This window comes from Rubrivirga halophila (genome assembly GCF_046845755.1).
Lineage (GTDB): Bacteria > Bacteroidota > Rhodothermia > Rhodothermales > Rubricoccaceae > Rubrivirga.
On sequence record NZ_CP177357.1, the window covers coordinates 1,275,761 to 1,296,793 of the forward strand.

Here is a 21,033-nt window from a genome sequence, read left to right on the forward strand (position 1 = left end):
GTATCTTCGCGGCCCGCTCACCTCCGGCTCCGCGTGCCCGTCGTTACCGTCTGCAATCACAAGGGGGGGACCGGCAAGACCACCACCTCCATCCACTTGGCCGCCGCGTTCGGCCGGCAGGGGCGCCGCGTCCTCGTCGTGGACTTCGACCCCCAGGGGTTCCTCACCCGGATGCTGGGCGTGGCCGAGCCCCCACCGGAGCACTCGGCGCTGGGCCTGCTCGCGGCCGACGCCGACCTCCGCGCGTTCCCCGTCCAGACCGTCAGCGGGTTCGACCTTGTCGGCTCGTCGATGGCGCTCACCAAGGCGCTCCGCCGGCTGACCAAGCCGACCGACGTGCTCTGGCTGCGCGAGACCGTCCGCGCGGGGCACGATTACGACGTGGTCCTGCTCGACACGGCGGCGGCGCTGTCGCCGTACACCATGAACGCGCTCGTCGCCAGCGACCAGGTCGTGATCCCCGTGACGCCCGAGTACCAGCCCGTCGTCGGCGCCGAGCAGACGTGGCAGACCTCCGGCCTCGTCAAGGACAAGCTCAACCCGGCCCTCAAGACCCCGCGCTTCCTGCTGACGCAGGTCGACGCGCGCCTGTCGCGCCACGCCCGCTACGCGACCTACCTCCGCGAGAAGTACCGCGACGCCGTGCTGTCGACGGCCATCCGCACCTCGTCGTCGCTGGCGGTCGCCAGCCGCGACGGGCGGACGGTCTTCGACGCGCCCCGGCCGACGCGCGGCGCGGTCGACTACACGGCCGCCGCCGAGGAGTTGGGCGGGATCGTCTTCGGCGGCGCCCCGGCGCCCCAGGTCGCCCCCAGCTCCGGTCCCGAATCGGTGCCGGCCGAAGCGTCGGCACCCGCACGCTCCGCGCCGACCGCTGCACCGCTGACGCCCGCCCCGCCGGCGCCCGCCCCGGTCGCCCGGGCGCTGCCGCCCATCCACCGCGCCCCGCTCCCCGGCGACCCGCCCCGCCCCGACGCGGGCGCCGGGTGGACCCCCCTCGATCGCCTCTAGATGCCCACCTCCAAGACCGCCCGCTTTTCGTCTCGCTGGGGGCTGCTGCTGAGCGTGCTCGGCATCGCTGTCGGCACCGGCAACATCTGGCGGTTCCCCCGCATCGCGGCGTCGAACGCGGGCGAGGGCGGGGCCGGGGCCTTCCTGGTGGCCTGGCTGGTGTTCCTGGTGGCCTGGAGCATCCCGCTCATCATCGCCGAGTACGCGCTCGGGCAGCGCGGGCGGCGGGGCGTGGTCGGCACGTTCGCGTCGCTGGCGGGCCCCAAGTTCGCGTGGGCGGGCGCGTTCGTGGCGTTTGTCGCCGCGGCCATCATGTGCTACTACAGCGTGGTCGCCGGGTGGTGCGCGTACTACGTCGGCTCGACGGCGCTGACGGGCCTGCCGCTGACGAGCGAGGGGTCGATCGCGGCGTGGCAGGCCTTCCAGGCGACGCCGTGGCCGATCGTGCTCCACGGCACCATGATGGCACTCGGCGTGCTGGCGGTGCGCGGCGGCGTCCGCACGATCGAGCGGGCCAACAAGATCTTGGTCCCGACGCTGCTCGTGATCGTCGTGATCGCCGTGCTCCGCGCGGTCACGCTGCCCGGCGCGGGCGCGGGCATCGCCTACCTCTTTACGCCCGACTGGTCGACGCTCGGCACCGCCAGCATCTGGCTGGAGGCGCTCACGCAGAACGCCTGGGACACCGGCGCGGGCTGGGGCCTGATCCTGACGTACGCGGCCTACATGAGCAAAGAGGACGGCGTCGTCCGCAACGCCGTGCTAACGGGCGTCGGCAACAACACGGTCTCGCTGCTGGCGGCCACGATGATCTTCGGGATCACGTTCGCCGTGCTCGGGCCTCAGATGTCGCAGCCCGAGGTCCTGGAGGTGATGCAGACGAGCGGCGAGCGCGGCACGGGCCTGACGTTTATCTGGATGCCCGCGCTGTTTGCCGAGATGCCGCTCGGCGGCGTGCTGGCCGTCTTCTTTTTCCTGGCGCTCACGTTTGCCGCGCTGTCGAGCCTGATCTCGATGATCGAGCTGTCGACGCGCGTCGTGGTCGACCTCGGGGCGCCCCGGCCGAAGGCCGTGCTCGGCGTCGGCGTGGTCGGGTTCCTGATCGGCGTGCCGAGCGCGCTGTCCGACCAGGTCTTCGGCAACCAGGACTTCGTGTGGGGCGTCGCGCTGATGCTCTCGGGCGCCTTTATCTCGCTGGCCGTCTGGCGCTACGGCGCCGACCGCCTGCGGGCCGAGGTGGCCACGCCGTCGGACTGGGCGCTGCCCCGGCTGTGGAGTGTCTGGGTGCGCTACGCGATCCCAATCCAGGCGGTCGTCCTTCTCGGCTGGTGGCTGTGGCTGGCGGCGACCGACTACTCCGACAACTGGCTCGACCCACTCGAGCCGTACTCCGTTGCGACGGTCCTTCTGCAGTGGGCGATCGCACTCACGTTGCTCGTGGGCCTCAACGGCTGGATGGCGAGGCGGCTGGAGTCCACGGTGCCGGAGTCGCTGTGAGAGGGCTGCTGCTTCCGCTCGCGCTCGCCGTCGCCGGCTGTGCAGGGTCGGCGTTGCCCGCCGCTCCGCTCCAGACCCCGGCGCAGGCGTGCGACTACCAGTGCACGTCGACGCACGCCCAAGTCGTTGCCCACCTCGACGCGCTCGCGGCGCGGTCGGCCTTGCGGGTCGGCACGTTCGGCGCGAGTGGGGAGGGACGGGCGCTCCCGCTCGCGGTGTGGGGCGCGAATGCCGCCACGCCCGAGGCCGCTCGGGCGACGGGCAAGACGCGCGTGCTCGTGATCGGGACCATCCACGGCGGCGAGGTGGCCGGCAAGGACGCGATGCTCGAACTGCTCAGCGCCCTCGCGACGGGTGCGCACGCTTGGTGGGCCGACTCGCTCGTGGTCGCCGTCGCGCCGATCTACAACGCCGACGGGAACGAGCGGATGGGGCTCGACAACCGGCCCCGGCAGGACGGGCCCGTCGAGGGCATGGGCGTGCGCCCGAACGCCGATGGCCTCGACCTCAACCGAGACTTTGTCAAGGTGGCCTCGCCCGAGGCCCGGGCGCTCGTCGGGCTGATGCGCGACCTCGACCCCCACGTCGTCGTCGACCTCCACACCACGAACGGGACGGCGATGGGGTACCACCTCACCTACGCGCCGGGCCTCTCCCCGAACACGCCCGCCGCCATCGACGCCGACTTGCGCGACCGCTGGCTCCCCTCGATCTCGGCCGCGATCCTGGCGTCCGACGACTATGCGACGTACCACTACGGCAACGTCCCGGGCGCCTTTGGCGAAGAGGCCGCCGCTCCGCGCGGGTGGTACTCGTACAGCCCGCAGCCCCGCTTTTCGAGCAACTACGCAGGCCTGCGGGGGCGCTACGGCATCTTGTCCGAGGCCTACAGCTACGCGCCGTTCGACGAGCGCGTCGCCGTCTCGCGCCGGTTCGTGGAGGAGATTCTGGACCGCGCCTGGGCCGACGCCAGCCGCGTCCGCCAGCGGACCGACGCCGCCGACGCCGCATCCGTGGTCGGCCAGATGCTGGCGGTCCGCGCCGACTTCGACGCCCTCGACGCGCCCGTCGAGATCCTGCTCGGCGCCGTCGATACGCTCGCGCACCCGGTGAGCGGGGCGACCGTGCTGCGCCGCCGCGATGTGCGGACGCCCGAGCGGATGCCTGCGTTCGTCCGGTTCGCGCCGTCCGAGACCGTGCGCGCGCCGGCCGCCTACGTGGTGCGCGGGGCGTCGGCGCCCGCCGTCCGCGCGCTCCTCGACGTCCACGGCGTCCGGTACCGGACGGGCGTCGAGGCCGGGGCCCGCGAGGGGTTCCGCCTCGACAGCGTCCGGACCGCCGCACGGCCGTTCCAGCAGGTGGCCATGCAAGAGGTCTTCGGGGCCTGGGAGTCCGCCAGCGGCCCCGCGGATCCCGACGCGCTCGTGGTCCCCGTCGACCAGCCGCTGGGCCGGCTGGCGGTCGCGCTCTTCGAGCCGCGCTCCGACGACGGGCTCGTCGCCTGGGGCATGCTCCGCGGCGCGCTCGCGGCCGGCGCCGTCCCGGTCGAGCGCATCCCCGACCGCTGACCTTCGCGCGGTTCTCTCCCGACGCCCGGCACTCTGCCCGCCGCTGACGCGTTGAGCCCCCCGATCCCCCCGTGTCCATGCGTCTGCTCTCTGTTCTCCTGCTCGCGGCCCTCGTCGGCTGCGCCGACGCCCCGGCCGACGCGGGCTCGTCCGCCGACGGCGCGGCGGCGACGCCGACCGGCCCGCCCATCGTGGACGTCGCCAGCGCCGAGGCGCTCGTCGACGACCTCGACGGCCTCGAGGCCGAGCTCGTCGTCCTCAACTTCTGGGCGACGTGGTGCGGCCCCTGCCGGGCCGAGTTCCCCGAGTTCGTCCGCTACGACGCCGAGGCCCCCGACGGCGTCCACGTCCGGTTCGTCTCGCTCGACCAGCCGACCGCCCGCCCGATGGTCCAGTCCTTTCTCGCCGAGTACGACGTCGACGACCCGTCGTACCTCTACACCGGTCAGGGCGACGTGACGAGCCAGCTCAACCCGTTCGTCGGCAACGCCCTGCCGATCACGATGCTCCTCGACGGCGAGGGGATCGTCCAGCACACCCACGTCGGCCGCCTCACGTACGACGCCCTCGTCCAGACCGTCGCCGACGTCCAGGCCGGTCGCACGCCCACCACATCATGACACGTTCCCTTCTGCTGGCCCTCGCGCTTATGCTCGCGGCGCCCCTCGCCAGCGCCCAGCTGGCGACCGGCGCCGCGCCTCCGATGGCCGACCAGCCGCTCGCGGCGGCTGACGGCTCGACCCTCTCGCTCGCGCAAGCGGCCGGCCCGTCCGGGCTGGTCGTCATGTTCTGGAGCAACGCCTGCCCGTGGACCGATCGCTACGCGCCCCGGCTCGCGTCGCTCGTCGAGCGCTACGCGCCGGCGGGCATCGGCTTCGTGCTGGTGAACCCCAACGACCCGACCGCGAACCAGCACGAGACCGTCGCCGCCTCGCGCGAGGCGGCGGCCAAGGCCGGCCTCGCGGTCCCGTACCTCGCCGACCCGACCGGCGCGGTCGCCGCCGCCTTCGGCGCCACGAACGCCCCCCACGTCTACTTTTTCGATGGCTCCGGCGCCCTGCGCTACGACGGCGCGCTCGACGACAGCCCGGCCTCGGCCAACCGCGTCCGCGTCCCGTACCTCGCCCAGGCGATGGACCAGAGCATCGCCGGGCTGCCGGTCGAGGTGCAGCGGACCCAGGCGTTCGGGTGCTCCATCAAGCGGGCAGGCGAGTGATTGAGCTGATCGACACCCCGGCCGCGCTCCGCTCGCTCTGTGACCGCGCCCGGTCCAAGGAGGCCGTCGCGCTCGACACCGAGTTCGTCTGGGAGCGGACCTACTACCCCGGCCTCGGACTCGTCCAGGTCGGGCTCGGGGGCGAGGACGTGCACCTCGTGGACACGCTCGCCCTCGAGGGAGACCTGGGCCCGCTCGGCGACCTGCTGGCGGACGGCTCCGTCGTCAAGGTGCTCCACGACGCGACGCAGGATCTGCAGATCCTGGCGCGGGCGACCGGCACCCAACCGACGAACTCGTTCGACACCCAGCGCGCCGCCGGGCTCGTCGGGCTGACCGCCACGGCGTCGCTGCAGGACCTGGTCGAGTGGGCCGTCGACATCCGGCTCGACAAGGGCGAGACGCGGTCGGACTGGCTCAAGCGGCCCCTTACCGAGAGCCAGAAGCGCTACGCCGGCAACGACGTGCGCTACCTGCTCGACGTGTACCACAAGCTCCGCGACGCCGCCGCGGCGCGCGGCCGGCTCGACTGGGTCGAGGACGAGATGCGCCGCTACGACGACCCGGCGCTGTTCGAGGAGACCGACCCGTACGACGCCGTCGACCGCGTCAAGGCGCGGGGCATCGGGCGGATGTCGGGCCAGCAGCGCGCCGTGCTCCGGACCGTCGCTGCGTGGCGCGAGCGGGAGGCCCGCGACCTCGACCGCACGCGGCGCATGGTCGTCCCCGACGACGTCCTCGCCGACATCGCCGACCGCGCGCCGCGCTCCGACCACGACCTCGCGCGCCTCAAGCTGACCGACCGCCAGCGCCACCGATTTGGCAACGGCATCCTCGACGCCGTGTCCGAGGGCCTCGACGCCGAGCCGGAGCCCTCGGCCCGGCGCGGCCGGCCCGGCCCCGACGAGTTCCGCCGCGCCGCGCGCCTGCTCGTCGCCCAGGGCTTCCTGGCCGGGCGCTGCGAGCGCCAGGACGTCGACTCGATCCTGATCGCCACCAAGGCGCAGCTGACGGCCTTGGTCGAGGACGGCCCCGACGCCGTGCCGGACGCCCTGCCCGGCTGGCGGTACGACTTCGCCGGCCGGGACCTCGAGGCGCTCCTCCGCGGCGACCTCGCGGTCCGCCTCGACGGCCCCGACGGCTGGCCCATTTCGGTCGACTAGCCCGCGCGCGCGACAGGCTTTTCCCTAGGCCGCCGTCGGCAACGGGAGCGTACAGACCGGGGTGCGGGGGTCGTACGTTGCCGCACTGCGTCATCCCCCCCTGTCATGTACGATTTCGTCATCGTCGGCGCCGGCTCCGCCGGGTGCGTCCTCGCCGCCCGCCTGTCCGAAGACCCCGACGCGCGCGTTCTGCTGCTGGAGGCGGGCGGGAGTGACGACCGCCCCGAGGTCCGCATCCCGGCTGTCTTCTCGCGTCTCTTCCACACCGACGCGGACTGGGACTACCACACGACGCCGCAACCGGCCGCCGCCGGACGCCAGCTCTACTGGCCGCGCGGCCGCGTGCTCGGCGGGTCGTCGTCGATCAACGCGATGATCTACATCCGGGGCAATCGCGCCGACTACGACGGGTGGGCGGCCGCAGGGTGCGAGGGGTGGGGATATGCGGACGTGTTGCCGGCCTTCAAAAAGAGCGAGGACAACGTGCGCGGCGCGGGCCCGTACCACGGCGCGGGCGGGCCGCTCCGCGTCGAGGACCCCGCCAGCCCGAGCCCGGTGAGCGAGGCGTTCATCGAGGCTGCGGAGGATCGCGGCCATGCCCGCAATGAGGACTTCAACGGGGCCGAGCAGGCGGGGGCAGGGCTCTACCAGCTCACCCAGAAGGGCGGCCGCCGCGCTTCCGCGTCAGCGGCGTTCCTGACGCCCGCGCGGCGGCGGACAAACCTGACTGTCTGGACCGACGCCCTCGCGCACCGCGTCGTGATCGAGAACGGCCGCGCCGTCGGCGTGGACCTGGTCCACCACGGTGAGCCGGTGACGGTCCGCGCCGAGCGGGAGGTGATCGTCTGCGGCGGGTCCGTCAACTCGCCCCAGCTGCTGATGCTCTCCGGCATCGGCCCTGCCGAGCACCTCCGCGAGCACGGCATCGACGTCGTCGCCGACCGGGCCGAGGTGGGGGAGAACCTCCACGACCACCTGATCGCCGGCCTCCACTACGCGCTCACGTCGCCGGTCTCGCTCCTCAACGCCGAGACGCTCGGCAACGCGCTCCGCTACCTCGTCGGCGGGCGCGGGATGCTGACCTCGAACATCGCCGAGGCGGGCCTGTTCGCGTCGACCGACGGTGGGGCCGTGCCGGACATCCAGTTCCACGTCGCGCCGGTCCACTTTTTCGACCACGCCCAGACGCTGCCGACCGAGCATGGCTTCTCGATCGGCCCGACGCTCGTCCGCCCCCAGAGCCGGGGGCGTCTGACGCTCGCGAGCGGCGACCCGACGGCCGCGCCCCACATCGACCCGGCGGCGTTGCGCGAGCAGGCGGACGTGGACGCGCTCGTGGGCGGGCTCCAGATGGCGCGGGCCATCGCCGAGGCCGCCCCGCTCGACGGCTTGCGCGGGCGGTCGCTGGAGCCGGGCCCCGCCTCGTTCAGCCGCGCGGGCTTGGAAGCCTACGCACGGGAGACATGCGAGACGCTGTACCACCCCGTCGGCACGTGTCGGATGGGGGCCGACGACGCGAGCGTGGTCGACCTCGACTTGCGCGTGCGCGGCGTCGAGGGCTTGCGCGTCGTCGACGCCTCCATCATGCCGACCATCCCGAACGGCAATACGAACGCCCCGACGATCATGATCGCCGAGCGGGCCGCCGAGCGCATCCTCGCGGATCGGACCACGCGCCTGCGCGCGTCGGAGCCCGCCTAGCGACCCGCCGCGCCGTCGTCGAGGTGCTCGCGGATCACGCGCTCGACGCCCTCCGCCAGCAGGTCCCAGTCGCTGGCGGGGTGCTTGGTGACCGTGACGAAGCCCGGCACGATGAGCAGCGTCTCGACACCGCGAAGCGCGAAGAGCGCGGAGCCGAGCGGGTCGTCGTCGGCCTCGCGCGCCGAGTGGAACGCCAGCAGGCCGCCGTCGAGCAGCGTCGCGCCGGAGACCTCGAACTTGAGGCTGTTGGGGTTCGGGGTGGGGCAGGGCGTGATCGTCATCGGCGGCGGCAACCTGGGGTGGGGGGGAGGCGTGTACGCCCAGCCCCTCTCCGTGCTCCGACCCTTTCGATGGCCCGTCCGCCCCACCCCGTGCCCCCGCCCGTGGTGCCGCTCCCGACCGACCCGCCGCCGCCCGCCGCTGCGCCGCCCTCGGGCCGCCCCGCCCCGCCCGTGTACCGCGCGCCGGTGCCGCGGATGGAGACACTGCCCGCCCCCGTCGGTGAGCCGTCTCCGACGCTCGCGGACCGGCCGACGATCGCACCGGAAACCCGGATGCTCCCGCCGCACCAGACCAAGCTGGACCGCGTGACCGGCCACGTCGCGGCGCTGTCCGAGGACCTCCGCGAGTGGGTCGAGCTCCGGATCGACCTCGTCAAGCGACAGGTCGAGGGCGTCGTCGGGCAGCTCGAGCGCGTCCAGCACTACCTCGACGCGGCCGCCTTTTTCGTCCCGGCGGCCCTGCTCGCGATCACCGCCGTGCTGTTCCTGTTCGTGACCGTCGCCCTGTTGATTGGCGACTTGGTCGGGAGCGTGTGGGGCGGGTTCGCCATCACGACCGTCTTGATGCTGGTCGTCGCCGGGCTGCTCGGCTGGGTCGGAATGAAGAAGGTCAAGGAGTCGCAGCAGCTCGCCATGGAAGCGAAGCGCGCCAGCCAGAACGCCCAGTCCCTCACGCGCGAGCAGATCCAGGAGGCCCAGCGCCAGTCCGCCGCCCGCTCCGCCGTTTAAGGCCGCCCCCACCACGACATGCCTACCCCCGGCCCCAACACGCCCACCAAGTCGCTCGAGACCGGCCCCCGGTCGCTGCCGATGTCCGCTTCGCCCGGCGACGACGCCTCGAAGGTCCACCTCACGGCCGACGAGGTCCGCGCCCAACTGCAGGCGCGCGAGCGCGACATCCAGTACCGGCTCGACGCGCTCAAGCACGAGGCGCTGGCCGTCATCGACGACGTCAACATCGACGGGCGCCCGCTCTCGGACTACATCCGCCAGCGGCCGCTCGAGATCGTCGGCGGCACGCTCGGCGGCGGCCTGCTCCTGGGTCTTCTGTGGGGCTTGCGCAAGCGGGCCAAGCGCCGACCCGAGGCCGACCAGCTCGACGTGGTCCGCGCCCGGCTCGACATGGCGATCGAGGAGGCCGCGTTGCGCGTGGCCGGCGGGGCCGACACGGAGACGGCGCTGATGAAGGCGATGCCGGTCGTGCCCGCGATGTACGCCAAGCGCAACACCAAGACCGAGCAGGCGAGCTCGTCGACGCGCGAGGCGATTGACGTGGCCGTCAAGACGGCGATTGGGTTCGGGGTGAAGGCGGCGATGGACATGGCCATCCGTCGCTACACCGACGCCGACGGCACGCTCGACGCGCTCTCGGACTAGCCGCCCGCGCCACGGCGCCCCCGGCCCCGGCTATCTTCCGGGCCACGACACTCGACCGCCATGCGACTCGCTCTGTTCGGCCCGCCCGGGGCCGGCAAGGGGACCCAGGCCAAGCGCCTCGCCGCCGCCTACGACCTCACGCACCTCTCGACCGGCGACCTGTTCCGGGCCGCCATCCAGGAGCAGACCGAGCTCGGCGCGCGCGTCAGCGCGCTGCTCGCGGAGGGCTCGCTGGTCCCCGACGACGTGACGAACGGGATCGTCGCCGAGCGGCTCCAAGCCCTCGACCACGGCCCGTTCGTGCTCGACGGCTACCCCCGGACGGTCCCGCAAGCCGAGTGGATTCTGGACTACCTCCGCGAGGCGGGCGCCCCGCTCGACGCCGTCATCAGCCTGCAGGTCCCCGACGACGAGGTCGTCGGCCGGCTCTCGCGCCGCCGCACGGATCCAGAGACGGGCGCCATCTACCACCTCGACTTCAACCCGCCCCCGGCCGACGTGCCCGAGGACCGGCTCGTCCACCGCCCCGACGACGCGCCCGACGCGATCCGGCACCGGCTGGAGGTCTACCACGCCGAGACCGCGCCCGTCGAGGCGACGCTGCGCACGCACGTCCGGTACGTGGCCATCGACGGGACGGGCACGGTCGACGAGGTGCAGGCGCGAATTGCCGACGTGCTGGCAAAGCAGCGCGGGCTGGCGGGGATCTGATGACCGCGGCCCTCCCGACACTCGCCGACCTCGCCGCCGAGGTCGACGCGGCGCTTCCGACGCTCGAGCTCCCGGCCGCGCCGGCAGGGCTCTACGACCCCGTGCGCTACGTGCTCGCGGGCGGCGGCAAGCGGATCCGCCCGGCGCTGGTGCTGCTGGCGGCCGAGGCGTTCGGCGGGGCCGACGCGCGGGCGGCCGCGCTCCCGGCGGCGCTCGGCGTCGAGGTCTTCCACAACTTCACGCTCGTCCACGACGACATCATGGATGCCTCGCCGACGCGGCGCGGGCGGGCGACGGTCCACGAACGGTGGGACGTGTCGACGGCCATCTTGGCGGGCGACCTGATGATGGGGCTGGCCGCGCGGCTCGTGGTCGGGACCGGCCCGGACGCCGGGGCGCTGGCCGAGGCGCACTACCGGACGGTCGCGAGGTTGTGTGAGGGACAGTCGCTCGACATGGACTTCGAGACGCGCGACGACGTCACCGTCGAGGCGTACCTCGGGATGATCGACGGGAAGACCGGCGCGCTGCTGGCGCACGCGCTCGAGGTCGGCGGACTCCTGGGCGGCGCCGACGCCGGCCAGCTGGCCGCCCTTCGGACTGCGGGCCGGTCGTTTGGCCGCGCCTTCCAAATTCAGGACGACCTCCTCGACGTGACCGGCGGGCCCGGCTGGGGCAAGCCCGTCGGCGCCGACTTGGTGTCGGGCAAGCGGGCGTTCCCCGTGCTCGCCGCGCGCGACCGGGCCACGGCCGACGACGACTGGCTGGCGGCCGTCTTTGCCGGCGGCCTCGCGCCCGACCGCGTCGCCCACGCGCGCCAGCGGCTCGACGCGCTCGGCGTGCTCGCCGACGCCTCCGACCTCGTCCAGACGTACACCGACGAGGGCCGCCGTGCGCTCGCGGACCTCCCCCCGAGCCCGGCGGCCGAGACGCTTCGCGCGATCGCCCTGGGCTTGGCTACCCGCCGCCTCTAACTTGCACCGATGATCACCCGGGAAGTCACCGTTCGCAACAAGGCCGGCGTGCACACGCGCCCGGCCTCGATGATCGTGCGCGAGGCGTCGCGGTTCTCGTCCGAGTTTTTCATCCGCAAGGACGGCTACGAGATTAACGGCAAGAGCATCATCGGCGTGATGACGCTCGCGGCCGAGCAGGGCGCGTCGCTCGACCTCCTGTTCGAAGGCCCCGACGAGGCCGAGGCGGCCGACGCCCTCGAGGCACTGTTCGAACGCGGCTTCGGCGAGCCGGTCTAAGCAAGGCGTCGAGGCGGGCAGGGGACGGGTCCCCGGTCACCCGTCTCCGTCCACCACCCCACGACGATGACGACCTCGCATTCCCCTCCCGTCTCCGCCGAGATCCGCGTCGAGGGGATCGGTGTGGCCCCGGGAGTCGCCGTCGGCCCGGCGTACCTCTTTGCCGCAGGTGCCTACCAGGCCCAGCGCGACCATCTCGACGCGACGCAGGTCGAGGACGAGCTCGAGCGGTTCGAGCGCGCGGTCGTGCGGAGCGAGCGCGAGCTGAAAAAGATCGCCGTCGTCGCGCGAGAGAAACTGGGCGGCGGCTCGGGCGGCATCTTCGACGCCCAGCTCCTCATCCTCCGCGACCGCCAGTTCTACGACGCCGTCGTGGCCTACGTCCGCGAGCACCAGGCCGGCGCCGGCTGGGCGGTCCAGTCGGTCCTCGCCGAGCACCGCCAGCGGCTCGAGGCCAGCCCGAACGCCAACTTGCGCGAGCGGGCGGCCGACTTCCTCGACGTCCAGAACCGCGTCCTGCGCAACCTCCAGCAGGGCCGCGCGGTCTCACGCATCGACCCCGACCGCGTCGTCGTCGCCGAGAACCTGACGGCCGCCGACGTGCTCCTCTTTAGCCGGCGCGGCGTGCGCGGCGTCGTGCTCGACTTTGGCGGGCCGACGAGCCACGTCTCGATCATGGCGCGCGCGCTCGGCGTCCCGGCCGTCGTCAGCCTGCACGGGCTCGCCGACCACGTCGGGCCCGACGACGAGGTCGTCGTCGACGGGTTCTCCGGTACCGTGATCGTCAACCCGACGGCCGAGACGAAGGCGGCGGCCGAGGCCAAGGCCGCCCGATTCGCCGGCCTCCTCGCCGACCGCGAGTCGCTGCTCGCGGCGCCCTCGGCGACGACCGACGGCGAGCCCGTCGCGCTGCAGGCGAACGTCGAGTTCAGGGAGGAATTCCCGCTCTTGCACGAGTTCGGCGCGGCGGGCGTCGGCCTGTTCCGCACCGAGATGCTGTTCCTGACCCAGGGGCGCGCGCTCGACGAGGACCAGCAATACGAGATCTACCGCGACGCCGTCGTGGCGTCGGCGCCCCACCCGGTCACGTTCCGCTTGCTCGACCTCGGCGGCGACAAGGTGCTCCCGATGGCGCGCCGCGAGGCGAATCCGTTCCTGGGCTGGCGCGGCATCCGGATCCTGCTCGACAAGCCGGACCTTCTCCGCCCCCAGCTCCGCGCCGTCCTCCGCGCGGCGCACTCGGCGGGCGGCGGCGCCCCGCCCCGGGTCCTGCTCCCGATGGTGTCGGGCGTCGGCGAGGTGGCCGCCTTCCGCGCCGTGTTCGACGACGTCTGCGGGGAGCTGGAGGCGGAGGGCGCCGACTTCAGCGGCGACGTGCCGCTCGGCATCATGGTCGAGGTCCCGGCTGTCGCCTTGCAGGCGGAGACCTTCGCGTCCCACGTCGACTTTTTCTCGATCGGCACCAACGACCTGACCCAGTTCACGCTCGCCGTCGACCGGGGGAACGACCTCGTCGCCGACCTTTTCCGCGAGCTCCACCCGGCCGTGCTGGCGCTCATCGCCCGGACGGCCGCGGCGGGCCGCACCGCCGGCATCCCGGTCTCGGTCTGCGGCGAGCTCGCGGCCGACCCGCGCGTGACGCCGCTCCTGGTCGGGCTCGGGGTCCGGTCGCTGAGCGCCTCGCCCGCCTACCTCACGCTCGTCAAGCGCGTCCTGCGCGCATTCACGCTCGACGAGGCCGAGGCGCTCGCGGCCGACGCCTTGCGCCAGCCCGACGCCGACTCGGTGCGCGGCCTGCTGGACGCCTTCCTCGCCTGCCACAACCGCGACCTCGCGGCCCTCCTCGGCCTCGACGCCGACGCCTGCTGATGACTCTTTACGACCCGTCCCTCGACCCCGGCGACATGCGCGCCGCCGTCCGGGCCTTTCCCGACCACCTCGCGACCGGCTGGGAGCGCGGCGCCGCGATCGCCGACCTCGGCCTCGACGCCTCGGCTTTCGACGGCATCGTGCTCTGCGGGATGGGCGGCTCTGCGATCGGCGGCGACTTGGTGCGCGGGCTCGTCGCCCCGACCTCGCCGTTGCCGATGACCGTCAACCGCGCGTACGGGCTGCCGGGCTGGATAGGGGAGAAGACGCTCGTCGTCGCGTCGAGTTATTCGGGTGGGACGGAGGAGACGCTGTCGGCGACCGCCGAGGCCGAGGCCCGCGGGGCGACGATCCTGGCGATCACCTCGGGCGGGGAGCTGGCGGAGCGCGCCGCCCAGGCGGGCCACGCCACCATCACGATTCCCGGTGGGTTGCAGCCGCGCGCCGCGCTCGGGTACTCGCTGGGCGTCGGCCTGCGGCTGGCGCAGACGCTGGGGCTCGCGGAGCTGTCCGACCATACGTTCGCCGCCGCGCTCGACGCCGCGCGGCGCCGTGCGGCCCGCAACGACGAGGACGGCGAGGGCAACCAGGCCCGCGACCTCGCGGAGCAGGTCGAGGGCGCGCTCGCGGTCGTGTACACGGGCCCGGGCCTGCTGGAACCCGTCGGGATGCGGTGGCGGACGCAGATCCACGAGAACGCCAAGCACCCGGCGGTCGGGAACGTGCTCCCCGAGCTCGACCACAACGAGATCATGGGGTTCGAGGCCGGCCCGCGTGAGCTGCTCTCGCGCATGCAGGTCGTCGCCCTGCGCGATGCGGACGAGCATCCCCAGGTCGCCAAGCGGTTCGACGCTACGCGCGCCCTCGTCGCCCCGTCCGTGGGCGGGTGGACCCAGATCCCGGCGGAGGGCGACTCGCGCCTCGACCGGATGCTGTCGATGATCCAACTCGGCGACGCGCTGAGCTTCTGGCTGGCCGTCCGCAAGGGCGTCGACCCGACGCCGGTCGACACCATCCAGCAGCTCAAGAAGACGCTGGCGTAGGCCGGCGCTATCCTCGACGCTCACCGCCCGACCGTCGATGCGCCCCCTCTTCGTCCTCGCCCTCGTCCTCCTCGGGCCGCTCGCCCAAGCCCAATCCGACATCCCCGGCGTCCTGCCGATGCGCGAGCGGGCAGCGGTCCAAGACGGCTGGCTGGTCGACCGCCTCGACACGGTCGTCCCGGCGCTGATGCGGCGCGAGGGGATCGACCTGTGGATCGTCTCGGCGCGCGAGTACAACGAGGACCCCGTCATCGAGACGATGCTGCCGGCCACGTGGCTGGCGGCCCGGCGGCGGACCGTGCTCGTCTTTCACGACGACGGAACCGAGGTGGAGCGGCTGGCCGTCGCCCGATACGACGTCGGCCCGTTCCCGCGGGCGTGGGACCCCGAGAGTCAGCCCGACCAGTGGGCGCGCGTGGCCGAGATCGTCGCCGAGCGCGACCCCCGCCAGATCGCGGTCAACCGATCCGAGACGTTCGCGCTCGCGGACGGGATCACGGCGTCGGAGCTGGATGGGCTGACGGCGGCGCTGCCGGCGCGGTACCGCGAGCGCATCGTGTCCGGCGAAAAGCTGGCCATCGGCTGGCTCGAAACGCGGACCGCGGCGGAGATGGCCGTCTACCCGACCGTCGTCCGCATCGCCCGCGGCATCCTCCACGAAGGCCTGAGCGAGGCGGCCATCACGCCGGGCGTGACGACGACCGACGATCTGGGGTGGTGGTACCGCGACCGGATCCGCGCGCTCGGCCTCACGACGTGGTTTCACCCCGGCGTCTCCGTCCAGCGCGCGGACGCGCCGGCGACCGGCGACGACTTTTCGAGCCGCCCCGCCGACAACGTGATCCAGCCCGGCGACCTCGTCTGGGTCGACTTCGGGATCTCGTACCTCGGGCTCCAGACCGACACGCAGCAGATGGCGTACGTGCTCCGCCCGGGCGAGACCGCCGCGCCCGCCGGACTGGAGGCGGGGCTCGCGGCGGCGAACCGGACGCAGGACCTGTTGACGGACGCGTTCGCCAGCGGGCAGTCTGGGAACGACATCTTGCGGGCGGCGCTGGAAGGGGCGCAGGCGGAAGGGCTTGCGGCGACCATCTACACGCACCCCATCGGCCTGCACGGCCACGGCGCCGGCCCGACGATCGGACTCTGGGACCAGCAGGGTGGCGTGCCGGGCCGCGGCGACTACCCGCTGTACCCCCACACGGCGCACTCAATCGAGCTCAACGCGGCCATCGCCGTCCCGGAGTGGGGCGGCAAGACCGTCCGGTTCATGCTGGAGGAGGACGCGTTCTTCGACGGCGAGTCGGTGGGCTACATCGACCCGCGCCAGCAGGCGTTGCTGCTGATCCCACGCCAGCCGTAGGCGGGGCCAGGCACGACCGGGCCCAGCCCGACGGTTCTGCCCTTGCACCCGCGAGCGGGTGTGCCTAGCGTCCCCAACCCCCGCACCGATGACCCGGACGACGCGCGCCCTGAGAGGACTGACCGTGGTGGCCGCCCTCGTCGGGCTGGCCGCGAGCGCGGGCGCACAAGGGTTCGGCCGCAACAAGATCCAGTACCAAGGCTTCGACTGGCACGTGCTCCGGACCGAGCACTTCGACGTCTACTACTACCCCGAGGCGGAGGACCTGGCGGCGATTGGCGCCGAGACGGCCGAGGACTGGTACGAGGTGCTCGAGACGCGCTTCGACCTGTCGCTGAACCACCGCGTCCCGCTCGTCTTCTACGCGACCAACCTCCACTTCAAGCAGACCAACATCACGCCGGGCTTCATCCCCGACGGCGTCGGCGGCTTTTTCGAGTTCCTCAAAGGGCGCGTCGTGATCCCCGCCGACGGCGACCTGGGCCGCTTTCAGCGCGTGATCCGCCACGAGCTGGTCCACGTGTTCACGTTCAACAAGCTGGCCCGCGTGCTCCGCGACCACCGGCGGCCGACCGACCAGTTCCTGCCGCTGTGGTTCACCGAGGGGCTCGCGGAGTTCTGGAGCGGCGAGCCCGACATGCAGCACGAGATGATCCTGCGCGACGCCGTCGCGTCCAACTTTTTCGTGCCGCTCCACGACATGGGCCGGATTGCGGGGTCGTTCGTGATGTACAAAGAAGGGGAGGCGTTCTGCCGGTTCGTGGCCGAGGAGTACGGCGAGGAGCGGCTGCTAGACCTCATCGAGGAGTCGTGGCGCTCCAGCGACTTCGGGGACGTCCTGGCGGTCGTGCTCGGCGAGGAGGACGTGTCGGACGACTGGGAGGCGTGGATCCGGGCCCAGTACACGCCCAAGCTGGTCGGCGCGGACGTGGCCTCCCTCACGACGGCGCCCGTCGCCGCGCGCGGGTTCAACGCCAAGCCCGCCGTGTGGACCCGGCCCGACGGCGGGCGCGAGGTCGTGTTCTACTCGAACCGGGGCAGCTACTCGGCGATCCTGGCGCAAGCGGTGGGCCCGAATCTGGAGCCGATCGGCGACCCGCGCCGCGTCGTGGAGGCGGGGCGGTCGCTCGACTTTGAGGCGTTTCACCTGTTCGAGAGCCGCTTGGACGTGAGCCCCGACGGCGTGCTCGCGTTCGTGTCCAAGCGCGGGGCGACCGACGTGATCCACCTGCTCGACCTGGCGACCGGCGACCGCCTGGCGATGCTGGGCTTCGACGAGCTGGTCGCCATCTACTCGCCGACGGTCGCCGAGGGCGGCGACCGGGTCGTGTTCGCCGGCATCGACCGGGGCGGGCAGGCCGACCTCTACGTCTACGACCGGGCCTCGGGCGTCCTGCGCCAGCTCACGAACGACGCGTACACCGACCGCGAGCCGGACCTCTCGCCCGACGGGCGCATGGTCGTCTTCGCCTCGGACCGGACGGCCTACGGGCCCGAGGGCGCCTTCAACTTGTTCACGCTCGACATCGACACGGGCGCGCTCAATTACGTGACGGCCGGGCCGCAGGTCGACATCTCGCCCCGCTGGAGCCCGACCGGCGACCGGGTCGCGTTCGCCAGCGCCCGCCGCGAGGCCGACGGCAAGTTCAGCGCCCAGGACCTCTGGCTGGCGACGCTCGACGCCCCGCGCGTGCTGGCAGGGGAGGGCGCGGACGCGAGCCCGGCGACGGCCGAGATCCCCGGGGGCGCCGAGCTTCTTCCCGACGACGACACCGCCGTCGAGCTCCGCCAGCTCACGCGCTTCGCCTCCGCCGGCTTCGACCCGTTCTGGGCCGACGAGGGCTCGCTCGTGTTTGCGGCCTTCGAGGACTTCCGCTTTACCGTCCGCTCGCTCGACCTCGACTCGCTGGCGGCGGCGCCCGAGCAAGTCCTCGCGGCCGGCGTGCCGCCGGTCGCCGAGCCGTGGACATACGCCCGCTACGAGGTCGACGGCGTCGAGGGCGAGCCGTACACGCGGCGCTACCAGCTCGACATCGCCCAGGGCGGCTTCGCCACGACGACGACCGCGAGTGCCTCGGCGGGCGGGGCGACGGTCGCGTTCTCGGACCTGCTCGGCGACGACCGGATCTACGTCACCGCGTACTCGGCCAACTCGCTGCAGGGCGGCCGCTCGTTCCTCGATGGTCTCAACGTGTCCGTCACCCGGCTCCACCTCGGCCGCCGGGCAAACGTCGGCTACGGCGCGTACCGGCTGGCGGGCCCGCGCTTCGACCGCTCCGACCCCTCGCAAGCCTCGCGCATTCCGGCCTACGAGCAGCGTGTCGGCGTGCTCGGCCTGGTGAGCTACCCGCTGTCGCTGTTCCGCCGCGTCGACCTCGAGACGTCGTTCGGCTACGGCGAAAAGTCGGGCCTCCTCCGCACGTCGGACCGGACGCAGACCGTGTTCGACACGCTGCGGACGGCGACGCTGTCAAACGCGCTGTCGCTCGTCGAGGACCACGCGCTGTATGGGCCGTGGGGCCCGGTGCAGGGCTTCCGGGGGCGCCTCGCCGTCGGCTACGCGACGGACCTGTGGCAGTCGAACGAGAGCTACTACTCGGTGACGGTCGACCTCCGCCACTACCTGCGCATCACGAACGACGTGCAGCTGGCGTCGTGGGGGCTGTTTCAGGGGAACGTCGGGCGGCGCGCGCGGCTCAACCTGATCGGCGGGTCGTGGTCGCTGCGCGGCTTCCCGTTCCTGCGCGTGCGCGGCTCGAAGGTGTGGTTCACGTCCCACGAGCTCCGCTTTCCGGTGATGCGCCGGCCGCCGCTCTTCCCGATCCTGGCCGGCATCCGGGGGGCACTCTTCGTCGACGCCGCGCACAACTGGACCGACGGCTACAACGACGTCTTCCGCGACCCGGACTTTAGCAGCTTCGACCAGGGCGAGCCGCTGCTCGTGGGCACCACGAAGGGCTCGTTCGGCGTCGGCCTCCGCACGAGCATTCTGGGCGCGATCGTGCTCCGCTACGACGTCGGCTACCGCTTCGCGGACGGGCTCGACTGGGACGAGAAGACGCGCTTCGGGCAGTTCTTCTTCGGCTACGACTTCTGATGCGGCGCCTCCTCCTCCTGCTCCTGCTCTCGGGCTGCTCGACCATCAACCTGGGCGAGCCGCTGGGGGCGGTGGACACGCACGCGCCCGCCACGCCGATCGAGCCGCTGTGGGAGCGCGACGCCGAGGCCGCCTTCGGCCCGGCCGCCGCGTATGTCACCGAGGCTTACGTGGTCGTGGGGACGCGGAAGGGGGAGGTCGTCGTGCTCGACCGCGAGGACGGCGGGGTCGCCGCGCGCGGGGAGTTCGGGGAGAGCGTCGAGGGCCAGCTCGGCGTCTCGCCCGACGGCCGCGTGCTCTACGTGCCCACGGCCGAGGTCAAGGGCGGCGTCCAGGCCTTTGACGTGTCGCGGGGCGTCCGGCTCTGGCGCTGGCGCGGCGGGGCCGTGCAGGGCGGCGTCGCTCGCGTGGGCGCCTACGTGGTCGTGGGGATGCTCGACGGCCGCATCGTCGGGCTCGACGCCGAGACGGGGACCGAGCAGTGGACCGCGCAAGCGGGCGGGCACATCCAGGCGCCGCCCGTCGCCGTCGGCTCGGACGTGCTGGTGGCCGACGACAGCGGCCGGATCGCGCGGCTCGACCCGGCGACGGGACGGGAGCGCTGGGCCGTCGACACGGGCCACCCGATCTACGCTGCGCCCGCCGTCGCCGACGGCGCCGTCTACGTCTCGACCGCTCGCGGCGCGGTCCTCCGGCTCGACGCTGAGACCGGCACCGAGCGCTGGCGGATCGACACGGACCGCGTGCTCCGCGCAACGACCGCGTCGGTCTCCGGCGGCCGGCTGGCGGTCGGGTTCACCGACGGGACGACGCGCGTGCTCGACGCCGCGACCGGCGCCGAGCAATGGCGGCACACGATCGACGGGAACGTCGGCGCGCGCCCGGCCTGGATCGGCGACGCGCTCGCGGTCGGCACGATGGACGAGCGGCTCTTGGTGCTCGACGGCGCGACGGGCCGCGAGCGGATGGCGTCGCCGCTCCGGGGCCGGGTCAAGAGCGCGCTCGCGGTCGGCGGCGGACTCCTCGTCGTGCTGATCGAGCCCCGCCACGTCGTCGCCTTCCACGCCGCGCCATGACCCGCCTCGCGCTCCTGTTCGCGGTCTTGGCGGCGCCGCTCGCGGCCCAGACCGCCCACCTCCGCGTCGACGCCCCGGCGGGCGCCGTCTTGGTCGATGGGGCGGAGGCGGGCGCGGCGGGCGCCTGGATCGCCGTCGCGCCCGGCGACCGTGCCGTCGCACTCGTCGACGACGCGAGCGCGTGGGACCCGCGCCGCGCCGACGCCGAGGTGTCGCTGGCGGCCGGCGACTCGGTCTCGATCCCGCTGGCGCTGCCCGTCCGGGTCCGCATCGAAAGCGTCCCGATCCGCGCGCTCATCGTCCGCCAAACGCCAGCAGGCGTCGACACGCTCGGCCGGGCGCCGCTCACGGTCGAGATCGGGCCCGACGAGTCGCTGGCGCTGCGGGCGACGCTGGCGGGGTACGAGGGGGTGAGTCGCGAGGTCGCCGCCGGCTCGGACCACGTGACGCTGATCCTGCCCCTCGGCGCCGGGACTGTGCCCGAGGCCGCGCTCCTGCCCACGCAGCGCTCCACGACCGGGCGGACGCTCATCGACGTCGGGCTCGCCGCCGGGGCTGTGGCTGCGGGCGCGCTCGCGGTCACCCTGAAGTTCCGGGCCGACCGGATCGACGACCGCTACCGCGACGAGACCTCGCTCGACTACGCCGACCCCGCCGTCCGGGACCAGGCCCTCGCGCTCGACCGGCAGTCGGCGCTGGCGCTCGGGGTGATGCAGGTCGGGTTGGGCGTGCTGGCGGTCCGGTTCGTGCTCCGGTGACGCCCGGGGCGGAGGCGGGGCGTCGGTAGCTTGGCCCGACACGCCACGC

19 protein-coding genes are annotated in these 21,033 nt (G+C 73.1%); 18 read left to right on the forward strand and 1 reads right to left on the reverse strand.

The genetic code is table 11. The annotated features are described in order from the left end of the window. Positions 1 to 33: 33 nt before the first annotated feature. From ACLIRP_RS05475 to ACLIRP_RS05505, 7 genes are all read left to right on the forward strand, one after another. Positions 34 to 1,011, forward strand: coding sequence for a ParA family protein (locus ACLIRP_RS05475; protein ID WP_412062954.1), 978 nt, complete (start codon positions 34 to 36; stop codon positions 1,009 to 1,011). Next, entirely contained in the window at positions 1,012 to 2,508 is a 1,497-nt protein-coding gene (locus ACLIRP_RS05480; RefSeq protein ID WP_412062955.1) for a sodium-dependent transporter, read from the forward strand. It abuts the gene before it with no gap. Positions 2,509 to 2,561: 53 nt separating this feature from the next. Then, entirely contained in the window at positions 2,562 to 4,076 is a 1,515-nt protein-coding gene (locus ACLIRP_RS05485) for a M14 family metallopeptidase (protein WP_412062956.1), read from the forward strand. A gap of 77 nt (positions 4,077 to 4,153) precedes the next feature. Further along, positions 4,154 to 4,696 carry a TlpA family protein disulfide reductase gene (locus tag ACLIRP_RS05490; RefSeq protein WP_412062957.1) on the forward strand — a complete coding sequence of 181 codons (543 nt, stop codon included), beginning with the start codon at positions 4,154 to 4,156 and terminating at the stop codon, positions 4,694 to 4,696. Next, positions 4,693 to 5,292 carry a redoxin domain-containing protein gene (locus ACLIRP_RS05495; protein WP_412062958.1) on the forward strand — a complete coding sequence of 200 codons (600 nt, stop codon included), beginning with the start codon at positions 4,693 to 4,695 and terminating at the stop codon, positions 5,290 to 5,292. The genes ACLIRP_RS05490 and ACLIRP_RS05495 overlap by 4 nt, the downstream gene beginning before the upstream one ends. Further along, positions 5,289 to 6,455 (forward strand): ribonuclease D, encoded by a 1,167-nt coding sequence (locus ACLIRP_RS05500; protein WP_412062959.1) that lies wholly within the window; start codon positions 5,289 to 5,291, stop codon positions 6,453 to 6,455. Before ACLIRP_RS05495 ends, ACLIRP_RS05500 begins: the two co-directional genes overlap by 4 nt. 105 nt (positions 6,456 to 6,560) lie before the next feature. Next, positions 6,561 to 8,156 (forward strand): GMC family oxidoreductase, encoded by a 1,596-nt coding sequence (locus tag ACLIRP_RS05505; RefSeq protein WP_412062960.1) that lies wholly within the window; start codon positions 6,561 to 6,563, stop codon positions 8,154 to 8,156. Here ACLIRP_RS05505 and ACLIRP_RS05510 read toward each other — a convergent pair. Continuing rightward, entirely contained in the window at positions 8,153 to 8,437 is a 285-nt protein-coding gene (locus tag ACLIRP_RS05510) for a NifU N-terminal domain-containing protein (RefSeq protein ID WP_412062961.1), read from the reverse strand. The genes ACLIRP_RS05505 and ACLIRP_RS05510 overlap by 4 nt on opposite strands. 69 nt (positions 8,438 to 8,506) lie before the next feature. On the opposite strand from ACLIRP_RS05510, the gene ACLIRP_RS05515 reads away from it, so the two are divergent. The 11 genes from ACLIRP_RS05515 (at position 8,507) to ACLIRP_RS05565 (ending at position 20,984) form a co-directional block, all read left to right on the forward strand. Beyond that, the gene (locus ACLIRP_RS05515; protein WP_412062962.1) at positions 8,507 to 9,166 is read left to right on the forward strand and encodes a phage holin family protein; all 660 of its coding nucleotides are present in this window, start codon (positions 8,507 to 8,509) and stop codon (positions 9,164 to 9,166) included. Between the two features lie 18 nt (positions 9,167 to 9,184). Continuing rightward, positions 9,185 to 9,814 carry a hypothetical protein gene (locus ACLIRP_RS05520; RefSeq protein ID WP_412062963.1) on the forward strand — a complete coding sequence of 210 codons (630 nt, stop codon included), beginning with the start codon at positions 9,185 to 9,187 and terminating at the stop codon, positions 9,812 to 9,814. A gap of 60 nt (positions 9,815 to 9,874) precedes the next feature. Next, on the forward strand, positions 9,875 to 10,525 hold the full coding sequence (locus ACLIRP_RS05525; protein ID WP_412062964.1) for an adenylate kinase: 651 nt from the start codon (positions 9,875 to 9,877) through the stop codon (positions 10,523 to 10,525). Further along, on the forward strand, positions 10,525 to 11,499 hold the full coding sequence (locus ACLIRP_RS05530; protein ID WP_412062965.1) for a polyprenyl synthetase family protein: 975 nt from the start codon (positions 10,525 to 10,527) through the stop codon (positions 11,497 to 11,499). Before ACLIRP_RS05525 ends, ACLIRP_RS05530 begins: the two co-directional genes overlap by 1 nt. Before the next feature lie 9 nt (positions 11,500 to 11,508). After that, a complete protein-coding gene (locus tag ACLIRP_RS05535) occupies positions 11,509 to 11,778 on the forward strand; it encodes an HPr family phosphocarrier protein (protein ID WP_412062966.1) in 270 nt (89 codons plus the stop codon). Positions 11,779 to 11,844: 66 nt separating this feature from the next. Then, positions 11,845 to 13,647, forward strand: coding sequence for a phosphoenolpyruvate--protein phosphotransferase (ptsP, locus tag ACLIRP_RS05540; protein WP_412062967.1), 1,803 nt, complete (start codon positions 11,845 to 11,847; stop codon positions 13,645 to 13,647). Then, positions 13,647 to 14,690, forward strand: a complete 1,044-nt coding sequence (locus tag ACLIRP_RS05545) for a bifunctional phosphoglucose/phosphomannose isomerase (protein WP_412062968.1) — start codon at positions 13,647 to 13,649, stop codon at positions 14,688 to 14,690. The genes ptsP and ACLIRP_RS05545 overlap by 1 nt, the downstream gene beginning before the upstream one ends. Before the next feature lie 37 nt (positions 14,691 to 14,727). Beyond that, entirely contained in the window at positions 14,728 to 16,053 is a 1,326-nt protein-coding gene (locus tag ACLIRP_RS05550; protein ID WP_412062969.1) for a M24 family metallopeptidase, read from the forward strand. A gap of 88 nt (positions 16,054 to 16,141) precedes the next feature. Beyond that, positions 16,142 to 19,150 carry a BamA/TamA family outer membrane protein gene (locus ACLIRP_RS05555; RefSeq protein WP_412062970.1) on the forward strand — a complete coding sequence of 1,003 codons (3,009 nt, stop codon included), beginning with the start codon at positions 16,142 to 16,144 and terminating at the stop codon, positions 19,148 to 19,150. After that, positions 19,150 to 20,226 (forward strand): PQQ-binding-like beta-propeller repeat protein, encoded by a 1,077-nt coding sequence (locus ACLIRP_RS05560; protein ID WP_412062971.1) that lies wholly within the window; start codon positions 19,150 to 19,152, stop codon positions 20,224 to 20,226. Before ACLIRP_RS05555 ends, ACLIRP_RS05560 begins: the two co-directional genes overlap by 1 nt. Then, positions 20,223 to 20,984 carry a hypothetical protein gene (locus tag ACLIRP_RS05565; RefSeq protein WP_412062972.1) on the forward strand — a complete coding sequence of 254 codons (762 nt, stop codon included), beginning with the start codon at positions 20,223 to 20,225 and terminating at the stop codon, positions 20,982 to 20,984. The genes ACLIRP_RS05560 and ACLIRP_RS05565 overlap by 4 nt, the downstream gene beginning before the upstream one ends. Positions 20,985 to 21,033: the final 49 nt, after the last annotated feature.

Coding starts and splice junctions, on each gene's coding strand:
- ACLIRP_RS05480 (WP_412062955.1), top strand. CDS start 1,012: ATGCCCACCTCCAAGACCGCCCGCTTTTCGTCTCGCTGGGGGCTGCTG.
- ACLIRP_RS05490 (WP_412062957.1), top strand. CDS start 4,154: ATGCGTCTGCTCTCTGTTCTCCTGCTCGCGGCCCTCGTCGGCTGCGCC.
- ACLIRP_RS05495 (WP_412062958.1), top strand. CDS start 4,693: ATGACACGTTCCCTTCTGCTGGCCCTCGCGCTTATGCTCGCGGCGCCC.
- ACLIRP_RS05505 (WP_412062960.1), top strand. CDS start 6,561: ATGTACGATTTCGTCATCGTCGGCGCCGGCTCCGCCGGGTGCGTCCTC.
- ACLIRP_RS05510 (WP_412062961.1), bottom strand. CDS start 8,437: ATGACGATCACGCCCTGCCCCACCCCGAACCCCAACAGCCTCAAGTTC.
- ACLIRP_RS05515 (WP_412062962.1), top strand. CDS start 8,507: ATGGCCCGTCCGCCCCACCCCGTGCCCCCGCCCGTGGTGCCGCTCCCG.
- ACLIRP_RS05520 (WP_412062963.1), top strand. CDS start 9,185: ATGCCTACCCCCGGCCCCAACACGCCCACCAAGTCGCTCGAGACCGGC.
- ACLIRP_RS05525 (WP_412062964.1), top strand. CDS start 9,875: ATGCGACTCGCTCTGTTCGGCCCGCCCGGGGCCGGCAAGGGGACCCAG.
- ACLIRP_RS05530 (WP_412062965.1), top strand. CDS start 10,525: ATGACCGCGGCCCTCCCGACACTCGCCGACCTCGCCGCCGAGGTCGAC.
- ACLIRP_RS05535 (WP_412062966.1), top strand. CDS start 11,509: ATGATCACCCGGGAAGTCACCGTTCGCAACAAGGCCGGCGTGCACACG.
- ptsP (WP_412062967.1), top strand. CDS start 11,845: ATGACGACCTCGCATTCCCCTCCCGTCTCCGCCGAGATCCGCGTCGAG.
- ACLIRP_RS05545 (WP_412062968.1), top strand. CDS start 13,647: ATGACTCTTTACGACCCGTCCCTCGACCCCGGCGACATGCGCGCCGCC.
- ACLIRP_RS05550 (WP_412062969.1), top strand. CDS start 14,728: ATGCGCCCCCTCTTCGTCCTCGCCCTCGTCCTCCTCGGGCCGCTCGCC.
- ACLIRP_RS05555 (WP_412062970.1), top strand. CDS start 16,142: ATGACCCGGACGACGCGCGCCCTGAGAGGACTGACCGTGGTGGCCGCC.
- ACLIRP_RS05560 (WP_412062971.1), top strand. CDS start 19,150: ATGCGGCGCCTCCTCCTCCTGCTCCTGCTCTCGGGCTGCTCGACCATC.
- ACLIRP_RS05565 (WP_412062972.1), top strand. CDS start 20,223: ATGACCCGCCTCGCGCTCCTGTTCGCGGTCTTGGCGGCGCCGCTCGCG.